General features: G+C 60.7%; 22 protein-coding genes. 10 read left to right on the top strand and 12 right to left on the bottom strand.

Going from position 1 to position 19,127, the window contains the following annotated elements; translation table 11 throughout:
• The first annotated feature begins 14 nt into the window (after positions 1-14).
• Together AB4O05_RS05150 and AB4O05_RS05145 are read left to right on the top strand one after the other, a co-directional pair.
• Positions 15-557, top strand: a complete 543-nt coding sequence (locus tag AB4O05_RS05150; protein WP_460132516.1) for a gamma carbonic anhydrase family protein — start codon at positions 15-17, stop codon at positions 555-557.
• Positions 554-1,207 carry an HAD family hydrolase gene (locus AB4O05_RS05145; protein ID WP_460132517.1) on the top strand — a complete coding sequence of 218 codons (654 nt, stop codon included), beginning with the start codon at positions 554-556 and terminating at the stop codon, positions 1,205-1,207. Before AB4O05_RS05150 ends, AB4O05_RS05145 begins: the two co-directional genes overlap by 4 nt.
• A gap of 4 nt (positions 1,208-1,211) precedes the next feature.
• Here the strand turns inward: AB4O05_RS05145 and AB4O05_RS05140 are convergent, their stop codons facing one another.
• Positions 1,212-2,255: an aminopeptidase gene (locus AB4O05_RS05140; protein WP_460132519.1), complete on the bottom strand. Its 1,044-nt coding sequence runs from the start codon at positions 2,253-2,255 to the stop codon at positions 1,212-1,214.
• A 92-nt stretch (positions 2,256-2,347) separates the two neighbouring features.
• On the opposite strand from AB4O05_RS05140, the gene AB4O05_RS05135 reads away from it, so the two are divergent.
• Positions 2,348-2,770 (top strand): PA0061/PA0062 family lipoprotein, encoded by a 423-nt coding sequence (locus AB4O05_RS05135; protein ID WP_460132520.1) that lies wholly within the window; start codon positions 2,348-2,350, stop codon positions 2,768-2,770.
• On the opposite strand, the gene AB4O05_RS05130 is transcribed toward AB4O05_RS05135, so the two are convergent.
• A complete protein-coding gene (locus tag AB4O05_RS05130) occupies positions 2,771-3,010 on the bottom strand; it encodes a DUF1161 domain-containing protein (RefSeq protein ID WP_460132522.1) in 240 nt (79 codons plus the stop codon). It lies immediately after the preceding gene.
• A gap of 162 nt (positions 3,011-3,172) precedes the next feature.
• On the bottom strand, positions 3,173-3,604 hold the full coding sequence (locus tag AB4O05_RS05125; protein ID WP_460132523.1) for an OsmC family protein: 432 nt from the start codon (positions 3,602-3,604) through the stop codon (positions 3,173-3,175).
• A 216-nt stretch (positions 3,605-3,820) separates the two neighbouring features.
• On the opposite strand from AB4O05_RS05125, the gene AB4O05_RS05120 reads away from it, so the two are divergent.
• Entirely contained in the window at positions 3,821-4,822 is a 1,002-nt protein-coding gene (locus AB4O05_RS05120) for an LLM class flavin-dependent oxidoreductase (protein ID WP_460132524.1), read from the top strand.
• Between the two features lie 89 nt (positions 4,823-4,911).
• On the opposite strand, the gene AB4O05_RS05115 is transcribed toward AB4O05_RS05120, so the two are convergent.
• The gene (locus tag AB4O05_RS05115) at positions 4,912-5,136 is read right to left on the bottom strand and encodes a DUF1161 domain-containing protein (protein ID WP_460132525.1); all 225 of its coding nucleotides are present in this window, start codon (positions 5,134-5,136) and stop codon (positions 4,912-4,914) included.
• A 117-nt stretch (positions 5,137-5,253) separates the two neighbouring features.
• A complete protein-coding gene (locus AB4O05_RS05110) occupies positions 5,254-5,469 on the bottom strand; it encodes a dodecin (protein WP_017848986.1) in 216 nt (71 codons plus the stop codon).
• Between the two features lie 156 nt (positions 5,470-5,625).
• On the opposite strand from AB4O05_RS05110, the gene AB4O05_RS05105 reads away from it, so the two are divergent.
• Positions 5,626-5,952, top strand: coding sequence for an ElaB/YgaM/YqjD family protein (locus AB4O05_RS05105; protein ID WP_460132527.1), 327 nt, complete (start codon positions 5,626-5,628; stop codon positions 5,950-5,952).
• Here the strand turns inward: AB4O05_RS05105 and AB4O05_RS05100 are convergent.
• Positions 5,949-6,845 carry a LysR family transcriptional regulator gene (locus tag AB4O05_RS05100; protein ID WP_460132529.1) on the bottom strand — a complete coding sequence of 299 codons (897 nt, stop codon included), beginning with the start codon at positions 6,843-6,845 and terminating at the stop codon, positions 5,949-5,951. The genes AB4O05_RS05105 and AB4O05_RS05100 overlap by 4 nt on opposite strands.
• Positions 6,846-6,954: 109 nt before the next feature.
• Between AB4O05_RS05100 and trpB the strand changes: the two genes are divergently transcribed.
• From trpB to AB4O05_RS05085, 3 genes are all read left to right on the top strand, one after another.
• Positions 6,955-8,181 (top strand): tryptophan synthase subunit beta, encoded by a 1,227-nt coding sequence (trpB, locus tag AB4O05_RS05095; protein ID WP_027608134.1) that lies wholly within the window; start codon positions 6,955-6,957, stop codon positions 8,179-8,181.
• Positions 8,181-8,990 carry a tryptophan synthase subunit alpha gene (trpA, locus tag AB4O05_RS05090; RefSeq protein WP_460132531.1) on the top strand — a complete coding sequence of 270 codons (810 nt, stop codon included), beginning with the start codon at positions 8,181-8,183 and terminating at the stop codon, positions 8,988-8,990. The genes trpB and trpA overlap by 1 nt, the downstream gene beginning before the upstream one ends.
• A gap of 172 nt (positions 8,991-9,162) precedes the next feature.
• On the top strand, positions 9,163-10,821 hold the full coding sequence (locus AB4O05_RS05085; protein ID WP_460132532.1) for an FAD-dependent oxidoreductase: 1,659 nt from the start codon (positions 9,163-9,165) through the stop codon (positions 10,819-10,821).
• A gap of 34 nt (positions 10,822-10,855) precedes the next feature.
• On the opposite strand, the gene AB4O05_RS05080 is transcribed toward AB4O05_RS05085, so the two are convergent.
• The 6 genes from AB4O05_RS05080 to AB4O05_RS05055 form a co-directional block, all read right to left on the bottom strand.
• Positions 10,856-12,160: an MFS transporter gene (locus AB4O05_RS05080; protein WP_460132533.1), complete on the bottom strand. Its 1,305-nt coding sequence runs from the start codon at positions 12,158-12,160 to the stop codon at positions 10,856-10,858.
• Positions 12,161-12,264: 104 nt separating this feature from the next.
• Complete coding sequence (gene dgoD / locus AB4O05_RS05075; protein WP_003170741.1) at positions 12,265-13,413, bottom strand: galactonate dehydratase; 1,149 nt, start codon at positions 13,411-13,413, stop codon at positions 12,265-12,267.
• Positions 13,414-13,460: 47 nt separating this feature from the next.
• Positions 13,461-14,081, bottom strand: coding sequence for a 2-dehydro-3-deoxy-6-phosphogalactonate aldolase (locus AB4O05_RS05070; protein ID WP_460132534.1), 621 nt, complete (start codon positions 14,079-14,081; stop codon positions 13,461-13,463).
• Between the two features lies 1 nt (position 14,082).
• A complete protein-coding gene (locus AB4O05_RS05065) occupies positions 14,083-15,042 on the bottom strand; it encodes a 2-dehydro-3-deoxygalactonokinase (protein WP_460132535.1) in 960 nt (319 codons plus the stop codon).
• 165 nt (positions 15,043-15,207) lie between these two features.
• Positions 15,208-15,534, bottom strand: coding sequence for a DOPA 4,5-dioxygenase family protein (locus AB4O05_RS05060; RefSeq protein WP_460132536.1), 327 nt, complete (start codon positions 15,532-15,534; stop codon positions 15,208-15,210).
• Positions 15,535-15,565: 31 nt separating this feature from the next.
• Positions 15,566-16,516, bottom strand: coding sequence for a choline sulfate utilization transcriptional regulator (locus AB4O05_RS05055; protein ID WP_460132538.1), 951 nt, complete (start codon positions 16,514-16,516; stop codon positions 15,566-15,568).
• A 103-nt stretch (positions 16,517-16,619) separates the two neighbouring features.
• Between AB4O05_RS05055 and betC the strand changes: the two genes are divergently transcribed.
• Together betC and choX are read left to right on the top strand one after the other, a co-directional pair.
• Positions 16,620-18,134 (top strand): choline-sulfatase, encoded by a 1,515-nt coding sequence (gene betC, locus AB4O05_RS05050; RefSeq protein ID WP_460132539.1) that lies wholly within the window; start codon positions 16,620-16,622, stop codon positions 18,132-18,134.
• An 18-nt stretch (positions 18,135-18,152) separates the two neighbouring features.
• Complete coding sequence (choX, locus tag AB4O05_RS05045; protein WP_460132541.1) at positions 18,153-19,067, top strand: choline ABC transporter substrate-binding protein; 915 nt, start codon at positions 18,153-18,155, stop codon at positions 19,065-19,067.
• Positions 19,068-19,127: the final 60 nt, after the last annotated feature.

Genomic DNA, 19,127 nt, shown 5'->3' with positions numbered 1-19,127 from the left:
AGAGAGAGGCTATCGTGACCCTTCGCACCTATCAGAACCACACGCCAACCCTGGGCGCCGGGGCTTTTGTCGACGTTTCGGCGGTGGTGATCGGCGATGTCGAAATCGGCACCGACAGCTCGGTATGGCCGCTGACCGTGATTCGCGGCGACATGCACCGCATCCGCATCGGCGCGCGCACCAGCGTGCAGGATGGCTGCGTGCTGCACATCACCCATGCAGGGCCGTTCAATCCTGACGGTTTCCCCCTGCTGATCGGCGACGACGTAACGATTGCTCACAAAGTCATGCTCCATGGCTGCACCATCGGCAGCCGCATCCTGATCGGCATGGGCAGCATCGTGATGGACGGCGCGGTGGTAGAAGACGATGTGATCATCGGTGCCGGCAGCCTGGTGCCGCCGGGCAAAAAACTCGACAGCGGTTTTCTGTACGTGGGCAGCCCGGTTAAACAGGTCCGCGCCCTGACGGACAAGGAACGGGCCTTTTTCACCTACAGCGCCGCGAACTACGTGAAGCTCAAAGACCTGCACCTGGCAGAAGGGTTCGACCAGTGAACCTGCCCTATCAAACCGTGCTGTTCGACCTGGATGGCACCCTCACCGACCCGCGTGAAGGCATTACCCGTTCGATCCAATACGCTCTCGGTAAACTGGGCATCGACGAACCGGACCTGACCAAACTCGAACACTTCATCGGCCCGCCACTGCTGCAGGCGTTCATGCAGTTTTATGACTTCGATGAAGCCAAGGCCTGGGAGGCGGTGAACTTCTACCGCGAACGCTTCAAGGTCACCGGTCTGTATGAAAATCGCGTGTTCGACGGGGTGATGCCTCTGCTGGAAGCATTGAACGGCCAGGGGCGTCAGCTGTATGTGGCCACCTCCAAGCCGTGGGAATTTGCCCGTGAGATCGCCCGGCATTTCGACTTCGCAAAGCACTTCAAAGTGATCTACGGCAGCGAATTGGACGGTACGCGCACCAACAAGGTCGAGCTGATTGCACATTTGCTGAGCGAGGAACGCCTGGATCCAAGCACCACCTTGATGATTGGCGATCGCAAGCATGACCTGATCGGCGCGCGCAGCAACGGGCTGGATTCGGCGGCGGTGGGGTACGGGTTTGGCAGTTTCGAGGAATTGAATGCCGAAGCACCGACCTGGCACTTTGAAACATTGGCTCAGATGCATCAGGCATTCATGCGGTGAGGCCCTAAAGGCCGGCACCTTCCAACTGTTTCAACGTTGCCTTGCGTTGCACCAGCGGCAACCCACCGATCTTCTCCACCGCTGCGTAGAACTTCACCCAATCCCCTCCTTCATGCCTGAACAACGCCGCAAACGCCGACACCCACTGGTCATACAGCCCGAATGGCAGCAAACGCGCGTTGTTCATCGGCTGGTTGATCCAAGCGTCGTAGCGCTTATCGCCCCCCCATTGGCTATCGCGCAACTGCCGATACTCACTGCGCAAGCGTTCGAACTCCGCCGTCTTGGCCTGACGCATCGCATCGGCCGCCAAGGGCTGGCCGTAGAGTGTGGTCAGGCGTTTGCGGGTATCGAGGATCAGCTGGATAAACTGGTCGCGCTGCTTCAATGTCGCATTGCTCAAAGGCGCCAGGCCACGGGACGCGCGCCATTGCCGGGTGCCTTCCTGCTCGACGAAGGTGGCGAATGACTCATTGAATTCGGTGTCGTCCTTAACATAGAAGCGCTGATGCGCCAGCTCATGGAAAATCAGCGTGGCCAGACGCTCATCGCCCCAGTTCATCATCGAACTGATGATCGGGTCATTGAACCAACCCAAGGTGGAATAGGCCTCGACGCCGCCAATCGACACGTCCATGCCCCGCTGGCGCAATAACGCCGCCTCGCCCCGCGCCGCGCCCTGGCTGTAATAACCGCGATAGGCCACGCAGCCGGCAATGGGGAAACAATGGTTCTCAGGCGATAGAGAAAATTCCTGCGTGGCGAAGACATTCCAGACCACATAGGGCCGGCCAATATCGGCGTATAGCCGGTAACTCTGATTGTCGGGCAGGTGCAGGTGCTCGCTGGCGAAGGTTCGCGCTTTTTGTGATTGAGCAAGATGGTCACGCAGTGGCTGCGGGCGGGATGGGTCGGCGATGACCTGCGTAACCGGCTCCCGCGCCCGCAAAAGCTGCCACTGGCCGTCTGCCAATTGGCTGTAATAACTGACGCTGGAGCAACCACTGAGCAGCACGACCATCAACCCTGGAAGAAAACGCCTGACCATGCCCCGACTGCTCCTCGGTGATTTGTTCGTGTTTATACTGACAGAGAGCTTGCTTCCCGGCTCATCCTTCCCCGCCGTCGAGAGTGCCTGCCATGCGTCAGTGCTTACTTCCCATCGCCTTCATAGTCCTCAGTGCCTGCACTTCAACCCCGGTGCCGCCGGCTGATCCGAAGCAGGCCTGGGTTGATTTCGCCACGCCGACGCCGGGCGCCAAGCTGATCATGGCGCAACGCCTGGACGGCAAGAACCTTGACGATGGGCGCTACTTCCAAGTGCCGCCAGGCCGCCACGAGCTAATGGTACGTTTTGATTTTGAAGTGCCTGCCGGCGGCAGCTTGAGCGGGTTTGGGCAAACCATCGACCGAACCTGCTTCATTACCGTGCAGTACGACCATTTCGAAGCTGGCCAACGTTATCGCCTTGAAGGGCGCTCATTGGCCTACACGCCGAATATTCGCCTGTATAACGCGGCTCGCCAATTATTGGCTGAAGAACGCAGCGTGAACTGCCTCTGATCAGTCGTTGTTCTTCTGATAGATGATGCGCTTGGTGCCGTTTTCGCACGAACCGACAATCATCGCGCTGTCATGGTTCTTGGCTTCTTCGGCAGTGATGATTTCGAGGGTATAGGACGGAATCGCCTTGGCCTGGATCTTCACTTCGATTTCCTTCCTGAGCTCTTCACAATCTTTTGGAGCGGCCACGGCCGAAGTGGCCAACGCACCGCAGATGATCGCCAAGGCAAAACGTTTCATAGGTGAAGCTCCCTGAATGCATTGCGCACGAGTGTGCGGCTATGACTGCATGAGCTATAGGACCACATTTGCGAAACGGGAGTTCTGATTTAAGGCAGAACTAAATGTGGGAACGAGGCTTGCTCGCTCCCACATTGGACCTGCGGTATTTCCCGGACTGCGTCAGTTGACGAGCGTGCCATCCAGCGTGATGGTTGCATTGAGTACCTTGGACACCGGGCACCCTTCCTTGGCCTTCTTGCTCAGCTCATCGAACTGCGCCTGGCTTGCACCTGGGATCTTGGCCTTGAGGATCAGGTGCACAGCGGTAATCGCAAAACCACCCTCCACTTGGTCCAACGTCACTTCAGCCTGGGTATCGATGCTGTCAGCCTTTAGGCCGGCGTCACCGAGAATCATGGAAAACGCCATGGAGAAACAGCCGGCGTGCGCCGCACCGATCAGTTCTTCCGGGTTGGTGCCCTTGCCACCTTCAAAACGTGCCTTGAAGCCGTAGGGCGCGTCGCGCAGCACACCAGTCTCAGTGGAAATGGAACCCAGGCCGGTCTTCAGATCACCTTCCCAATGCGCGGATGCCTTTTTAACGATACTCATAGCTTTCTCCTCGTACGGTGGTTTTGCGTCAGTAAGGTTCTGAGGATAGAAGCTTTGGCAAAGTTCAGTCGTAAGAGAAACCCAGTAAATAAGTAGGAATTTTCGCGCTCACTATTGAATCTCGGGTATATGCCCTCATTGCATAGAACATGCACATGAAGCGGCAGGTTTTGGTTCGTCTAAGAAGCCTGCGCCCCTATTTGGAGAAGCAGGCTTATGAAATCGCTGTCCGAAGTGAAGTTCTCGACCCTCGACCTGGTGCCCGTTCGGGCCAACGGCAGCCCGGCGCAGTCGCTGCGTAACTCCCTGGATCTTGCCCAACACGTGGAAAAGTTCGGCTATAACCGTTTCTGGGTGGCCGAACACCACAACATGGATGGTATCGCCAGTTCGGCCACCTCGGTCTTGCTGGGCTACCTGGCCGGCGGCACCTCGACCATCCGCGTCGGCTCCGGCGGCGTGATGTTGCCCAACCATGCGCCGCTGGTGATCGCCGAACAGTTCGGCACCCTGGAAAGCCTCTACCCCGGCCGCATCGACCTGGGCCTGGGCCGCGCGCCCGGCTCCGACCAGATGACCGCCCGCGCCCTGCGCCGCGAACGCTCCGGCAGCGCCGACGACTTTCCGGAAGACGTGGCCGAGTTGATGGCCTACCTGGGCCCGCGCACCCCCGATCAACGTGTCATCGCCGTTCCGGGTACCGGCACCAACGTGCCGGTCTGGTTGCTGGGCTCCAGCTTGTTCAGCGCACAGCTGGCGGGGGAGCGCGGTTTGCCTTACGCGTTCGCCTCGCATTTCGCACCACGCCTGATGCATGAGGCAATTCGCGTGTATCGCAATCACTTCACACCGTCGGCGGTGCTGGACAAGCCCTATGTGATGCTCGGCATTCCTCTGGTGGCTGCCGACACCGACGAGCAGGCCGAATACCTCGCTACGTCGGTGTACCAGCGCATTCTTGCGCTCATGCGCGGCCAGAGCCTGGTGCAGCGCCCCCCGGTCAACACCATGGATGGCCTGTGGCTGCCCCATGAAAAAGACGCGGTCGGCAGTTTCCTCGGCCTGGCCATGGTCGGCAGCCCGGCGAAGATCCGCGCCAAGCTGGAAGTGCTGATCGAGCAAACCGGTGCCGACGAACTGATCTTCACCTGCGACCTGTATGAACACGCCGACCGGATTCATTCCTACGAACTGCTCGCGCAGTTGATGAAGGGCTAAACCCCAGGCGAAAAAAAACCGACGCACCTGTGGCGAGGGAGCTTGCTCTCTCGCCACAGGTGCGTCGGCTTCAGGTCTGCAACACGGAATTAACCGCGCTTGTAGACGATTTCCTTGGTGCCGCCTTCGCAGCTGCCGACCACTTGAGCGTCGGTGGAGGCGCCTTTATCCACGATTTCCAGCGAATAACCCGAAACGCCCTTGGCGTCCATTTTCGCTGCGATCTCGCTTTTCAGCTCTTCACAAGGCTTGCCCGCCGCCAGGGCTGTGCCCGCAATGCTCAACAAACCTACCGCTAGCAGAAACGTCTTCATCCGTTACTTTCCTTGCGCTGATCGAAAAAAGAACGTGCCGACGCGCATGGCATCGGCACCCCATCGTTGTAGCGCAGGTTATGGCAATCGGCCAGCCAGCAAGTTCAACTCAGCGGATCAACTGCTGGCAATTCGGAATCCCACCTTGAGCGTGACCTGGAAGTGCGCGGCTTTGCCATCCTTGATGTGACCACGGGTTTCGGTCACCTCAAACCACTCCAAGTGCTTGATGCTCTTGCTGGCTTCGGCCAGGGCGTTGTTGATCGCCTCTTCGATGCTGGTGGTGGACGAGCCCACCAATTCGACTTTCTTATAGGTGTGATGGTCAGACATGGCGTTTCTCCTGAGGGTCGTCAATAAAGCCTAGCAGTCAAAGTTCATACTGACTCTGGCGACCGTTCCTACCCGAAAGTTCAGATTTACTGCACTTTCTGAAACCGCCGGAGTCGGTATCTACACACGCCACTCAATCACTTCAGGAGAGTCCACATGGCCAACACTTCTTTACGCAAAGCGTCGCTGGAAAGCATGGAAGCCGAGATTTCGAGCCTGCTCAAGTCCCTTGAAAGCCTCAAGGACGATGCGTCCGATGAGTCGCGCAAGACCCTGAAGGCCCTGAAAAGCAATGCCGAGAATGCGCTCAAGCACTCGCGCCACCTGATCAGCGATGCCTACGAAGAAAGCAAAGTCAAAATCCGCGAAACCGGGGTTGCCACCCGTGACTACGCACAAGACCACCCATGGACTACAGCCGGTGTGGCTGTGGGCGCATTGGGCCTGCTGGCGGCTTACCTGCTGTGCAAGCGCGGTGACTAAACCGGTTGGCGCATCAGCTCAGCCTTGAGCCACTGCGCCAGTTGCCGAGCGCGCCCGTCCGCGGCGCGCTTGGGCAACCACAATGCCAAGTGCGCCGGGGTTTCGCTGAAACCCCACGGCGCCACCAGACGACCCGCGCGCAGGTCCTCTGCCACCAGCGGCTCCGGCGCGATTGCCACACCCAACCCGGCCACCGCCGCCTCCAGCAGATAATACAAATGCTCGAACCCCTGGCCATGTTTCAGCGCGCCGGGCTCGATACCGTGTTGCCGCGCCCAACTGGGCCAGGCTTGTGGACGCGACGTGGTGTGCAACAGGGCTTCACCACACAGGGCAGAAGCGGGCGCCTGGCGCAGCTGCTCGTAACTGGCGAAACGCGGGCTCATCACCGGGCCGATGCGCTCGCTGGCCAGTTCATACACCTGCATATCCGCCGGCCACGGCGGTTCGGCGAACACCAGCAGCGCGTCCAACCCCGGGCGACGCGGGTCCAGATCGCCTTCGCCTGCCGACAGATGCAGGCGCAGGTCGGGCAGGTCGGTGTTCAAGCGGCCCAGGCGCGGAATAAACCAACGCGCCAGCAGACTGCCCGAGCACCCCAGCACGAACGGCGCGTCCGCGCTGCTTTGAGTGAGTTCGGCGCACACACCTCTCAAGCGCTCAAACGCCTCGAAGCTGGCGTCGCGCAACCGAACACCGGCATCTGTGAGTTTAAGGCCGCGCCCTTCCTTGACGAACAAGCTGACACCCAAGTGCTCTTCCAGCACTTTCAGCTGCCGGCTGACCGCACCGTGGGTCACGTGTAATTGCTCAGCCGCCTGGCTCACGCTGTTGAGGCGAGCGGTGGCTTCAAATGCGCGCAAGGCATTGAGGGGAGGAAGGTCTCGGCTCATCTGTGAGTTTTCCTGACAGGTTGCAGCGATCTTATCGGTTTTCAGCGTAGCGTGTCAGGGGTAGAGTGGCCCTCATTGTTTCCTACACCCTTCTTTCCTGGAGCGTCCCATGACTCAGTCCCAGACCGATTTACGCAACGGCCCAGACGCCAACGGCCTGTTTGGCGCGTTCGGCGGCCGCTACGTCGCTGAAACCCTGATGCCGTTGATCCTCGACCTGGCCCGCGAATACGAAGCGGCCAAGATCGATCCGGCGTTCAATGAGGAATTGGCCTACTTCCAGCGCGACTACGTTGGCCGCCCAAGCCCGTTGTATTTCGCCGAACGCCTGACCGAGTTCTGCGGCGGTGCCAAGATCTACCTCAAACGTGAAGAGCTGAACCACACCGGCGCGCACAAGATCAACAACTGCATCGGCCAGATCCTGCTGGCGCGGCGCATGGGCAAAAAACGCATCATCGCCGAAACCGGCGCCGGCATGCACGGCGTGGCCACCGCCACCGTGGCGGCGCGCTTTGGCCTGCAATGCGTGATCTACATGGGCACCACCGACATCGAGCGCCAGCAGGCCAACGTGTTCCGCATGAAGCTGCTGGGCGCCGAAGTGATCCCGGTGGTGGCCGGTACCGGCACCCTCAAAGATGCGATGAACGAAGCCCTGCGCGACTGGGTGACCAACGTCGACGACACCTTCTACCTGATCGGCACCGTGGCCGGCCCACACCCCTACCCGGCGATGGTGCGCGACTTTCAGGCCGTGATCGGCAAAGAAACCCGCACCCAGCTGCAAGCCCAGGAAGGCCGCCTGCCGGACAGCCTGGTGGCGTGCATCGGCGGTGGCTCCAACGCGATGGGCCTGTTCCACCCGTTCCTGGATGACACCAGCGTCGAGATCATCGGTGTTGAAGCGGCCGGCCATGGCATCGAAACCGGCAAGCACGCCGCCAGCCTCAACGGTGGCGTACCAGGTGTGTTGCACGGCAACCGCACTTTCCTGCTGCAGGACGACGATGGCCAGATCATCGACGCCCACTCGATTTCCGCCGGCCTCGACTACCCCGGCATCGGCCCTGAACACGCCTGGTTGCACGACATCGGGCGCGTGCAGTACACCTCGGTGACTGACGACGAAGCCCTCGATGCCTTCCACAAATGCTGCCGCCTGGAAGGGATTATTCCTGCACTGGAAAGCGCCCATGCCCTGGCTGAAGTATTCAAGCGCGCACCGACCCTGCCGAAGGATCACCTGATGGTGGTCAACCTGTCGGGCCGTGGCGACAAAGACATGCAGACCGTGATGCACCACATGGAACAGTCCCAGCAGGAGAAACACTGATGAGCCGCCTGCAAACCCGCTTTGCGCAACTCAAGGAACAAAACCGCGCCGCCCTGGTGACCTTCGTCACCGCCGGCGACCCTGGTTATGACGCCTCGCTGGCGATCCTCAAGGGCCTGCCGGCCGCCGGCGCCGATGTGATCGAGCTGGGCATGCCCTTCACCGACCCGATGGCCGATGGCCCGGCCATCCAACTGGCCAACATCCGTGCGCTGGAGGCCAGGCAGAACCTGGCGAAAACCCTGCAGATGGTCCGCGAGTTCCGTAAGGACAATAACGACACCCCGCTGGTGTTGATGGGCTACTTCAACCCGATCCACAAATACGGCGTACCGACGTTCATCAGCGATGCCAAAGAGGCCGGTGTCGACGGCCTGATCGTGGTCGACATGCCGCCGGAGCATAACGGCGAGCTGTGCGACCCGGCCCAGGCCGCGGGCATCGACTTTATCCGCCTGACCACGCCGACCACCGACGACGTGCGCCTGCCGACCGTGCTCAACGGCAGCTCCGGCTTTGTGTACTACGTGTCGGTAGCCGGCGTGACCGGTGCCGGCGCCGCCACCCTGGAACACGTCGAAGAGGCCGTGACCCGCCTGCGTCGCCATACCGACCTGCCGATCAGCATCGGTTTCGGGATCCGCACGCCGGAACAAGCCGCGGCTATCGCACGCCTGGCGGACGGCGTGGTGGTGGGTTCGGCATTGATCGACCACATCGCCAATGCCAGCAACGACCAGCAAGCCATCGATGGCGTGTTGAGCCATTGCGCGGCGCTGGCCGAAGGTGTCCGTAACGCACGTAAGTAAGCGTGCCGGTTTCGTTCCTTGCGCTAGGCTTGAGGGGTGAACATTCCGTTCGCCCCTCAACGCACTTCATGCCTATTGTTGTCTGACCGCCTCTGCAAGCCCCCGCCTTTCTTGCCACTCGGCCGTTAAGTTAGTCGCATCAGAAGTCATTTTTGGCTCTCAGGAGTACAGCATGGCATTTGATCTCATCCACCCCTCGGACCGCCGCCATTCAACCTTGCAGAAAGGTTTCAACCTGCGCTGGCCACGTGACAATAGGCCGGGTGAGTCATCGCCCAATGGTGCCAGCCGCATCTATATCTGCCACAGCCATCAAGACATCATCGCCGCCGCCGCAGATGCGCTGGCGATTCCCAATGGCCGAATCACCGTGCGTAGCGGCGGCCACTGTTACGAAGGGTTTGTCGCCAACAAAATGCCCAACGCCCCCGACGAGCAGTTGTCGATCCTGGACATCGGGCAAATGAACCAACTGGTTTATGACGCCGATGGGCAGATCCAATCCCAGCTGGTGTCCGGCTTGCCCTACCGCTATGGGTTTCGCCTGGAAGCGGGTGCGCAAAATTGGGATGCCTATGTGGCGCTGTACAAACTGGCCGGAAAAACGCTGCCCGGCGGCTCCTGTTATTCGGTCGGTCTGGGCGGACATATCTGCGGAGGAGGCTATGGTCTGCTGTCGCGCAGACACGGACTGGTCTGCGACTGGCTGGACGGTGTCGACATGCTCGTGCCGAACACAGAGGGAACCGGGCTGAAACCGGTGCATGTCTCGCGGGACAGCAGCGACGCCGATGAGCTCGACCTCTTCGCGGCGTGCTGCGGTGCAGGGGGAGGGCAGTTCGGCATCATCACCAGCTATTACTTCAAAGACCTCCCCGTTGCGCCAAAGGAAGTGCTGTGGCTGGTGCTGGAATGGGATTGGAACGTGCTGACCAAACCCGCGCTCGACAATCTGCTGGCGGCCTATCAGTCGTGGTTCGCCGATAACCAGAGCAACCCCGACACCTGGGGCCTGGCGACCAAACTGGAGATGCGTCATCAGCACACCGGTAACGTCACGCTGGGTATTCACTATGTGGACAAGAACGGAGAGCTGAACGATCAGGCCCCGTTCGATGATTTCGTCACCCGAATGCTCGCCGCTATCAACCTGCCCGCTACCGAATCGTTGGTTCCATTTCACGTAATCCACCTGCCGCGCAGCAACGCTGCCGGACGCACGATCAACTCTTTGCTCTCAGCCCGCGCGACGGCTCAACGTCTGGATTGGCTGCCGTGCCAGCAAACATTGAACGGCTCGGGCGATAACCAACGGGGCCGGTACAAATCGGCGTATCAGAAAGGTGTTTTCACACCTCAGGTACTGCAAGCCATCTGGGACACGCTGACCCTGGACGACCCCAACAACGACCTGACCCAGAGCCTCATCCAGATCCAGTCATTCGGCGGGCGCATCAACGAACCAGCTTGCGCGGTGCGCCAAGAATCATCGGCCGCGCAGCGCTCTTCTTACTTGAAGTGGCAGCCGCAATGTTATTGGCGCGACGCAAGCGAGGCCTCGGACCAGGCCCATGCACGGTGGATCCAAGGGTTGTTTTTCCAGGCCTTTGCCAACGATGTCGGGGTGCCGCTCAACAGCGAGTTCGAAGGTTGCTACATCAACTATCCGGACCTGGACATGACCCACGTCGGCGGCGACCCTGCCAACGCCAAGAACCCACTCTGGTACGGGATCTTCTTCCCCGACACCGTCATCGAAAACCGTCTGCGCCGAACCAAACAACACTGGGACCCGTTGAATATCTTCCGTAACGAGATGTCGGTGCCGTAGCGCGAAAAATGGGCGACCTTGAGGTCGCCCGTTTTTACAGCTCGATCCGTTCAACCTTGCCTACAAGCAGTATGTAGGACAGCGCCCCAAGCAACGCCAGCACCGCGATATAGGTAATCGCTGGTGCAAACGAATCGCCGCTGGCCAAAAAGCCGATCACGATCGGCGTGGCAATCGCCGACAAGTTACCGATGAAGTTGAACACCCCGCCGGTCAGCCCCAGCAGCCGTGCGGGGGCCAAGGTCGACACCAACGACCAGGTAATCGACGCCAGGCCATTACCAAAAAACGCCACCGCCAAAAACGCAATCACCCACGCCGTCGAATCCACGTAGTTGGCGCCAATGATCGCCGTGGAAATCAGCAGCCCGCCAATGATCGGCAATTTGCGTGCGAAGCCTACCGACGCGCCCCGGCGAATCAGCCAGTCGGAAAAAATCCCGGAACACAGCACGCCGACAAACGCCGCCAGGAACGGCAGCGACGCCAGCAGGCCGGACTTGATGAAGTCCATGCCGCGATATTTCACCAGGTAGGTCGGGAACCACGTCAGGAAGAACCATAGAGTGGAGTTCAGGCAGAACTGCCCCAGGTAGATGCCCCAGAGTTTGCGCTTGCTCAGCACAATGCCCAGGTCGACCCAACTGAACGGTGCTTTGGCCGTTTGCGCCTGCATGTCCACCAGGCCGCCACCGTCACGGATCAACTGGATTTCAGCGTCGTTGGCGCCTTTGAAATCCTTCGGCTCGCGGTACACCGCATACCAGATCACCGCCCACAGGATGCCGACGCCGCCGGTGACGACGAACACCATGTGCCACCCGAACGCATGTTGCAGCCAGGCCAGTACCGGCGTGAGAAACGCCAGCCCGACGAACTGCCCCGAGGTATAGAAACCAATCGCGGTAGCGCGTTCACGCTCGGGAAACCAGGTGGTCACCACGCGGCTGTTGATCGGGTAAGCCGGCGCTTCCAACGCGCCAACCGCCATGCGCAACACAAACAGCGCGATAAAGCTGGCGGCAAAGCCGAGCATCACAGTGGCGATGGACCACAGCAGCAGGGCAGCAGCGTAGAGGATGCGCGGCGGCACGCGGTCGACCAGCCAACCGCCGGGGATCTGCATGGCGGCGTAGGTCCAGCCGAACGCGGAGAAAATCAGCCCGACCTGCACGGGGTCTATCCCTAAGTCGCTGGTCAGCGCCGGTGCGGCAATCGACAAGTTGCTGCGATCCAGGTAGTTGATCACCACAGTGATAAATAGCAGCACCATGATGAAGAAGCGCTTTCGGCTAGGCGTGACTAAAGAAGCCTGCCCGGTGAGGGGTTCAGGTTGCATGGGGAGGTGCCTCTTCTTATGTTTATTGAGGGACGGAACGTGGTCAAGGTGGGAGCTGGCAAGCCAGCTCCCACATTTTTACCGGGTGTCTTCAGATAAAAACATCACCACTCGGCAAAACTGCCATCGGCATGGCGCCAGATCGGGTTGCGCCAGCGGTGGCCGATAGCCGCGCGTTCGATCACATATTCCTCGTTGATCTCAATGCCCAGGCCCGGCCCGTTGGGGATCTTCACAAAGCCCTGGTCATAGTCGAATACGCCCGGGTCGCGCACGTAGTCGAGCAGGTCGTTGCTCTCGTTGTAGTGAATGCCCAGGCTTTGCTCCTGGATAAATGCGTTGTAGCAGACCGCGTCCAGCTGCAGGCAGGCCGCCAGGGCAATCGGGCCCAGCGGGCAGTGCAGGGCCAGGGCCACGTCGTAGGCTTCGGCCATGTTGGCGATCTTGCGGGTTTCGGTGATGCCACCGGCGTGGGAAGCATCCGGCTGGATGATGTCGACGTAGCCTTCGCTGAGCACGCGCTTGAAGTCCCAACGTGAAAACAGCCGCTCGCCCAGGGCAATCGGGGTGCTGGTCAGCGGTGCCAGTTCCTTGAGCGCTTCGTAGTTTTCGCTGAGTACCGGCTCTTCGATAAACATCAGCTTGTACGGGTCCAGCTCCTTCATCAGCACCTTGGCCATGGGCTTGTGCACGCGACCATGGAAGTCGACGCCGATGCCGACGTTAGGACCGACTGCATCGCGCACGGCGGCGACGTTGGCCAGGGCCAGGTCGACTTTCTCGAAGCTGTCGACGAACTGCAATTCTTCGGTGCCGTTCATTTTCACGGCGGTAAAGCCACGGGCCACGGCCTCCTTGGCAGCTCGGGCGGTGTCGGCGGGGCGGTCACCGCCGATCCACGAATACACGCGGATCTTGTCACGCACCTGGCCACCCAGCAGGTCGCTGACGGACACGCCCAGGGCCTTGCCCTTGATGTCCCACAGCGCCTGGTCGATGCCGGCCAGCGCGCTCATGTGCACGGCGCCGCCACGGTAGAAGCCTCCGCGATAGAGCACGGTCCAGATGTCTTCGATATTGCGCGGGTCTTTGCCGATCAGGTAGTCGGACAGTTCCTCGACGGCAGCGGCCACGGTGTGGGCGCGGCCTTCAACCACAGGCTCGCCCCAACCGGTTACGCCCTGGTCGGTTTCGACCTTGAGGAAGCACCAGCGCGGCGGGACGATAAAGGTCGTCAGTTTGGTGATTTTCATCTGTTATCTCTCTTATCGATGCAGCGCCAGGGGCGCGGAACTTGATATCAGCTCAGGGCTTTCCAGGCGGCGACATACGCCTGGGCGCGGCTCGCTACCTGATCCACTGTCATACCCGGTTTGAACAACCCGGAACCCAGCCCGAACCCTTTGGCGCCGGCGTCGGTGAACACCTGCATGTTGTCCGGGTTAATACCGCCCACCGGCAGCAGCAATGTGCCCTGCGGCAGCACCGCCAGCCACGCCTTGATCACCGCCGGGCCCATTTGTTCGGCCGGGAACAGTTTCAATACGTCGGCGCCTTCGGCCAGGGCGGCGAAGGCTTCGGTGGGCGTGGCCACCCCCGGCGACAGGTACAGACCCGCCGCTTTGGCGGCGCGCAACACCTTGGGATCGCTGTGGGGCATGACGATCACTTGGCCGCCAGCCGCTTTCACCTGCTCGACCTGCTCAGGCGTCAACACCGTACCGGCACCGATCAGGCAATCGGCGGGCAGGCTGTCACGCAGGGTGCGGATGCTGGTGTAAGGGTCCGGCGAATTAAGCGGCACTTCGATCACGCGAAAACCGGCGTCGTACAGCGCCTGGCCGACAGCCTGGGCTTCGTCCGGGCGTACACCACGCAGAATTGCGATCAGACCGTTTTGTGCGAGTGCTTGCTTGAGCATGTCAGGCCTCCAATACAGGTTGAGTGAGCCCGGCCGCCACGGCCAGTTGCCACAGACCGCGCTCAGTGGCTTCCTGCGCCAGGCTGACGTGGGCGAACCCACAAAAGGCGAGGGCGCGTTGATAGCGGGCGCAGAGGGGAGCGGCGCCGACCAGGATGATCGGCATGTGTTTGGCGCGGTCCGGCAGGCCCGCGAGTTCGTGACCGATCAACAGGCCGGACAGGTAATCGGGCTGCTGCTGGGGTGAGAGTTCAGCAGTCAGACCCAGGGTGCGCGCACTGAACAACGTCGACAGCACGCCACGCCGACCCTCGTCGGACAGCGCCACATGCACGCCTCGGTCAAAGGCATCGGCCTGGAAAGTTTCAGAAGGCGTTTGGGTACGGCCAAGCAGGCTGTGCTTGCTCAATACCGCAAACACTTCACCGGTCATGAATGTGTCGAAATGAGTGATGCAGCCACCCATCACCTCGACCCATTTGGAGTGGCTGCCCGGCAGGCCAATCAACACCTCGGCCTTCAGCCCCTGCAACACACCCAACACCTGGGTTTCTTCGCCGCGCATTACATTGGGCAAACCAACCTGCTCGATCACGCCAGGCACAATGTGCACCTCGATACCGCGCAGGCTGCGTACCTTGTGCAGGGCCTGGCCCAGGCTGGCGACATCGACCGGCGTATTGCGATACGCCGCCTCGCTCCAGCCCTGGGCGCTGCCGACCATGCCGCAGGCGATCACCGGTAAGCCGGGTTCGGCATCGAGCCAATCGCCGCAGGCCGCCTCGAAGGCCAATTCGAAGCCATCGCTGCACAACACACCGGCAATCTCGCGGGCCTCGGAGGGCAAATGCATGATGCCCGACGCCAGCGAACGTTGTTCCAGCACCACGCCTGCGGGGCCGAGTTTGTAAGCACGAAGGGAACTGGTTCCCCAATCGAGCGCGATCAATTGCGCCTGCATCGCTTCACCTGAAATGAGTGGGTGCTGAAAAAAGCAGATGGGCGAATATAAACCGATGCCTGGCAACATCTCAATATATAAATGCATGTCCCATATAATGGGAAATAGCTACGCAAATCCCTACAACCTCGACAGACGTTGAGCGTTGCAAATCAGAGACAGTGCTTACAAAGCAGCCAGGTTCAGCGGGCGCATCGCGCCCATCCAGATCGCGTAGTCGGTGTGATCCTTCAGGTCATCGCCGGTTTCGGGATGCAGGAACACCACCAGGCCATTGCGATGCAGCGCCAGCCACGGCAGGACTATGCCGATGTATTCGGCGTCGAACGCCAGCTGGCAGCTCCAGTCGGGGTGCGGCCCGACGGGGCGCTCATGCACGCGCCCCATGCGCAGCGGGAACAATTTTGCGGCGTCTTCACACAGGGTGCGCGCCTGATCGATTGTGGTGGCGTCGAAGTAGATGTGAGCGTGATAGCCCTTGATACGTTGCATGACGGACTCCGGATCCAATATGCGCCAGAGGCTAGACCGCAATCGACGGCAGGGCCAGCCCGGCCAATGACTGCGCACTACCGGCCTGCTCGGCCACCAGCCAATCGACAAAACGCTCGACCAGCTGCCCCCGGCGTTTGCGCTGGGGCTGTACCACGTAATAGCCCAAGCGTGAGACCACCGTGTTGCCGAACGGCCGGCACAACCAGTTCTGTTCCAGCAGGTTATCCACCAGGTGGCGCCAGCCGATAGCCACGCCCTGGCCGGCAATCGCGGCCTGGATCAGCAGGGTGTAATTGTCGAAGCGCAACTGGCCGGGGGTGGGCGCGGCGCTGATGCCCAGCTCGCGGAACACGCCGCTCCAGTCGAACCACCGGCTGTTGTTTTCCTGGCGCAGGTGCAGCAAGGGAACGTCGGGCAAGGTCTGCAGGGTCAGCGGCGTGGCCTGGTCCTTGAGCCACTGCGGGCTGCACACCGGAAACACTTCCTCATTGAACAACCACAGGCTGTCGCCCTGCTTGAAGCGGCCATCGCCAAACAGCACTGCCACGTCGATGTCGCTGCGCAGGGTGGCGTGGTTGCGTTCGCTGGTCACCAGGCTGACGTCGACCTGAGGGTTGGCCTGGTGGAAGCGATGCAGGCGCGGCATCAGCCAGTAGGCGGCGAAGGCGAAGTCGGTAGCCACTTGGAGCACTTCGTGCTGGTCCTGCCGGGTGATAGCACCGAGGCCCTGGTTGATGCTCTGCAAACCGCCCTGTACGTGTTCGAACAGCACGGAGCCGGCGTCGGTCAGTTCAATGCCACGGTAGATGCGGTCAAACAGGCGGATCGCCAGCTGTTCTTCAAGGCGCTTGATCTGCTGGCTGATCGCCGGCTGGGTGGTGCCCAACTCCATGGCGGCTGCCGTAAAGCTGCGATGACGTGCCGCCGCGTCAAAGGCACGCAGCAGGTCGAGGGACAGGTTACCGAGGGCTTCATACATAAGCAGTGCTTATCCTAGACATTGCATTTCATGGGCTTTACCCCGTTTTCCATGGGCCGCATGCTCACTCGCATAAACATCGCCTATGGAATGCCGAAGCCCTATGAAGCGCAAGAACATTCTTTTCATCATGGCCGATCAAATGGCCGCGCCGATGCTGCCGTTCTACGGACCTTCCCCAATCAAGCTGCCAAACCTGAGCCGCCTGGCCGAACAAGGCGTGGTGTTCGACGCGGCCTATTGCAACAGCCCGCTGTGCGCACCGTCGCGCTTCACCCTGGTCAGCGGCCAGTTGCCGAGCAAGATCGGCGCCTATGACAACGCCGCGGATTTCCCGGCCGACGTACCGACGTATGCCCACTACCTGCGTCGCCTCGGCTACCGCACCGCGCTGTCGGGCAAGATGCATTTCTGCGGCCCCGACCAGTTGCACGGCTACGAAGAGCGCCTGACCAGCGACATCTACCCCGCCGACTACGGCTGGGCGGTGAACTGGGACGAGCCAGACGTGCGCCCCACCTGGTACCACAACATGTCGTCGGTGCTGCAAGCCGGCCCGTGCGTGCGCACCAACCAGCTGGATTTCGACGAAGAGGTGGTGTTCAAGGCCCAACAGTATTTGTTCGACCATATCCGTGAGGACGGCGACCGGCCGTTCTGCCTGACCGTTTCCATGACTCACCCCCACGACCCGTACACCATTCCCAAGCCGTTCTGGGACCTGTACGACGACGCCGACATTCCCTTGCCTGCGACGCCACCCCAGGCCGATCTCGACCCGCATTCCCAGCGCCTGCTCAAGGTCTACGACCTGTGGGGCAAACCGCTGCCTGTGGATAAGATCCGCGATGCGCGCCGCGCCTACTTCGGCGCATGCAGCTACATCGACAGCAACGTCGGCAAGCTGCTGCAGACATTGGAAGACACCGGCCTGGCCGACGATACGATCATCGTGTTCTCCGGCGACCATGGTGACATGCTCGGCGAGCGCGGCCTCTGGTACAAAATGCACTGGTTTGAAATGGCCGCCCGCGTACCGCTGCTGATCAGTGCGCCGGGGCAATTCGCGGCGGGGCGCGTGGCCAGAGCTGTATCCACCGCCGACCTGTTGCCGACCCTGGTGGAACTGGCCGGCGGCGAACTGGACCCGCGCCTGCCGCTGGACGGCCGCTCGCTGGTGCCGCACTTGCAAGGGCAGGGCGGGCACGACGAAGTGTTCGGCGAATACATGGCCGAAGGCACCGTCAGCCCGCTGATGATGATTCGCCGCGGCGCTTACAAATTCATCTACAGCGAAGACGATCCCTGTCTACTGTTCGATGTGCACAACGACCCACGGGAGCAGGAAGAGCTCAGCCAGTCGCCGCAGCATCGGGCGCTGTTCGACGCATTCCTGATTGAGGCGCGGGCCAAATGGGACATCCCGGCGATCCACCAGCAAGTGCTCGCCAGCCAACGCCGCCGTCGCCTGGTGTTCGAGGCGCTGACCCAGGGCAAGCTGAAGAGCTGGGATCACCAGCCACTGGTGGACGCCAGTCAGCAGTACATGCGCAACCATATCGACCTCGACGATCTGGAGCGCAAGGCACGTTATCCACAACCCTGCCAAAACCAATAACTAAACAGAGGGAAGGCCATGCAAAAGTTGACTGTGGTGCTGGGCATGCTGCTACTGAGCAGCGCCAATGTGTATGCAGACGCCCGTTGTGAAACGGTGAAGATGGCCGATCCCGGCTGGAGTGACATTGCCGCAACCAATGCCATCGCCGGCTTTCTGCTGACGGGTATGGGCTACAAACCGAAGGTCGACACCCTGGCGGTGCCAATCACTTTTGGCGGGCTCAAGGATGGCCAGGTGGACGTGTTCCTTGGCAACTGGATGCCGGCGCAGCAGGGGTTCTACGACAAGTTCGTGGCCAATGGCGATGTGGTGCAACTGGCGAAGAACCTGGACGGCACCGAGTTCACCCTCGCCGTGCCGGACTACGTGTGGGACGCGGGTGTGCATGACTTTGCCGACCTGAATAAATTCGCCGACAAGTTCGACAAGAAGATCTACGGCATCGGCTCCGGCGCGCCGGCGAATATCTCGTTGCAGGAGATCATCAAGAAAAATGACTTCGACCTCGGCCAGTGGAAGCTGATCGAGTCCAGCGAACAGGCAATGCTCGCCGAAGTGTCGCGGGCGGTTAGAAAGCAGAAGTTCGTGACCTTCCTTGGCTGGACACCGCACCCCATGAACGTGCAACTGAAAATGCACTACCTCAAAGGCGGCGAGAAGTATTTTGGCGACACCGGCAGCGTGTATACCCTGACCCGCAAAGGTTATGCACAGGCCTGCCCGAACGTAGGCAAACTACTGACCAACCTGAGTTTCACCCAGGCGATGGAGAACAGCATCATGGCCGAGGTGGCCAACAACAAGGTCAGCAATGCCGACGCGGCGAAGGCGTGGATCAAGGCCAATCCGGCGGTGCTGGATAAGTGGCTCGACGGCGTGAAAACCGTGGATGGCCAGGATGCGTTGGCTGCGGTAAAAGCCAAGCTCTAACGAGCACCGCTGCCCCCCCTGTAGGAATTGGCTTGCCTGCGATAGCATCACCTCGGTTTA

The sequence above is a fragment of the Pseudomonas sp. S1_G07 genome (genome assembly GCF_054668565.1).
The sequence above is the reverse complement of the archived record's forward strand: the minus strand, read 5'-3'. Positions and strand labels throughout refer to the sequence as shown.

Bases quoted from the DNA above. Each gene is read 5' to 3' on its own strand.
- AB4O05_RS05110 (WP_017848986.1), bottom strand. From the start codon at position 5,469: ATGTCTGACCATCACACCTATAAGAAAGTCGAATTGGTGGGCTCGTCC.
- dgoD (WP_003170741.1), bottom strand. From the start codon at position 13,413: ATGAAAATCACCAAACTGACGACCTTTATCGTCCCGCCGCGCTGGTGC.
- AB4O05_RS05140 (WP_460132519.1), bottom strand. From the start codon at position 2,255: ATGGTCAGGCGTTTTCTTCCAGGGTTGATGGTCGTGCTGCTCAGTGGT.
- AB4O05_RS05115 (WP_460132525.1), bottom strand. From the start codon at position 5,136: ATGAAGACGTTTCTGCTAGCGGTAGGTTTGTTGAGCATTGCGGGCACA.
- AB4O05_RS05120 (WP_460132524.1), top strand. From the start codon at position 3,821: ATGAAATCGCTGTCCGAAGTGAAGTTCTCGACCCTCGACCTGGTGCCC.
- AB4O05_RS05070 (WP_460132534.1), bottom strand. From the start codon at position 14,081: ATGCTCAAGCAAGCACTCGCACAAAACGGTCTGATCGCAATTCTGCGT.
- AB4O05_RS05065 (WP_460132535.1), bottom strand. From the start codon at position 15,042: ATGCAGGCGCAATTGATCGCGCTCGATTGGGGAACCAGTTCCCTTCGT.
- trpA (WP_460132531.1), top strand. From the start codon at position 8,181: ATGAGCCGCCTGCAAACCCGCTTTGCGCAACTCAAGGAACAAAACCGC.
- AB4O05_RS05125 (WP_460132523.1), bottom strand. From the start codon at position 3,604: ATGAGTATCGTTAAAAAGGCATCCGCGCATTGGGAAGGTGATCTGAAG.
- AB4O05_RS05080 (WP_460132533.1), bottom strand. From the start codon at position 12,160: ATGCAACCTGAACCCCTCACCGGGCAGGCTTCTTTAGTCACGCCTAGC.
- AB4O05_RS05135 (WP_460132520.1), top strand. From the start codon at position 2,348: ATGCGTCAGTGCTTACTTCCCATCGCCTTCATAGTCCTCAGTGCCTGC.
- trpB (WP_027608134.1), top strand. From the start codon at position 6,955: ATGACTCAGTCCCAGACCGATTTACGCAACGGCCCAGACGCCAACGGC.
- AB4O05_RS05055 (WP_460132538.1), bottom strand. From the start codon at position 16,516: ATGTATGAAGCCCTCGGTAACCTGTCCCTCGACCTGCTGCGTGCCTTT.
- betC (WP_460132539.1), top strand. From the start codon at position 16,620: ATGAAGCGCAAGAACATTCTTTTCATCATGGCCGATCAAATGGCCGCG.
- AB4O05_RS05105 (WP_460132527.1), top strand. From the start codon at position 5,626: ATGGCCAACACTTCTTTACGCAAAGCGTCGCTGGAAAGCATGGAAGCC.
- AB4O05_RS05085 (WP_460132532.1), top strand. From the start codon at position 9,163: ATGGCATTTGATCTCATCCACCCCTCGGACCGCCGCCATTCAACCTTG.
- AB4O05_RS05100 (WP_460132529.1), bottom strand. From the start codon at position 6,845: ATGAGCCGAGACCTTCCTCCCCTCAATGCCTTGCGCGCATTTGAAGCC.
- AB4O05_RS05060 (WP_460132536.1), bottom strand. From the start codon at position 15,534: ATGCAACGTATCAAGGGCTATCACGCTCACATCTACTTCGACGCCACC.
- choX (WP_460132541.1), top strand. From the start codon at position 18,153: ATGCAAAAGTTGACTGTGGTGCTGGGCATGCTGCTACTGAGCAGCGCC.
- AB4O05_RS05130 (WP_460132522.1), bottom strand. From the start codon at position 3,010: ATGAAACGTTTTGCCTTGGCGATCATCTGCGGTGCGTTGGCCACTTCG.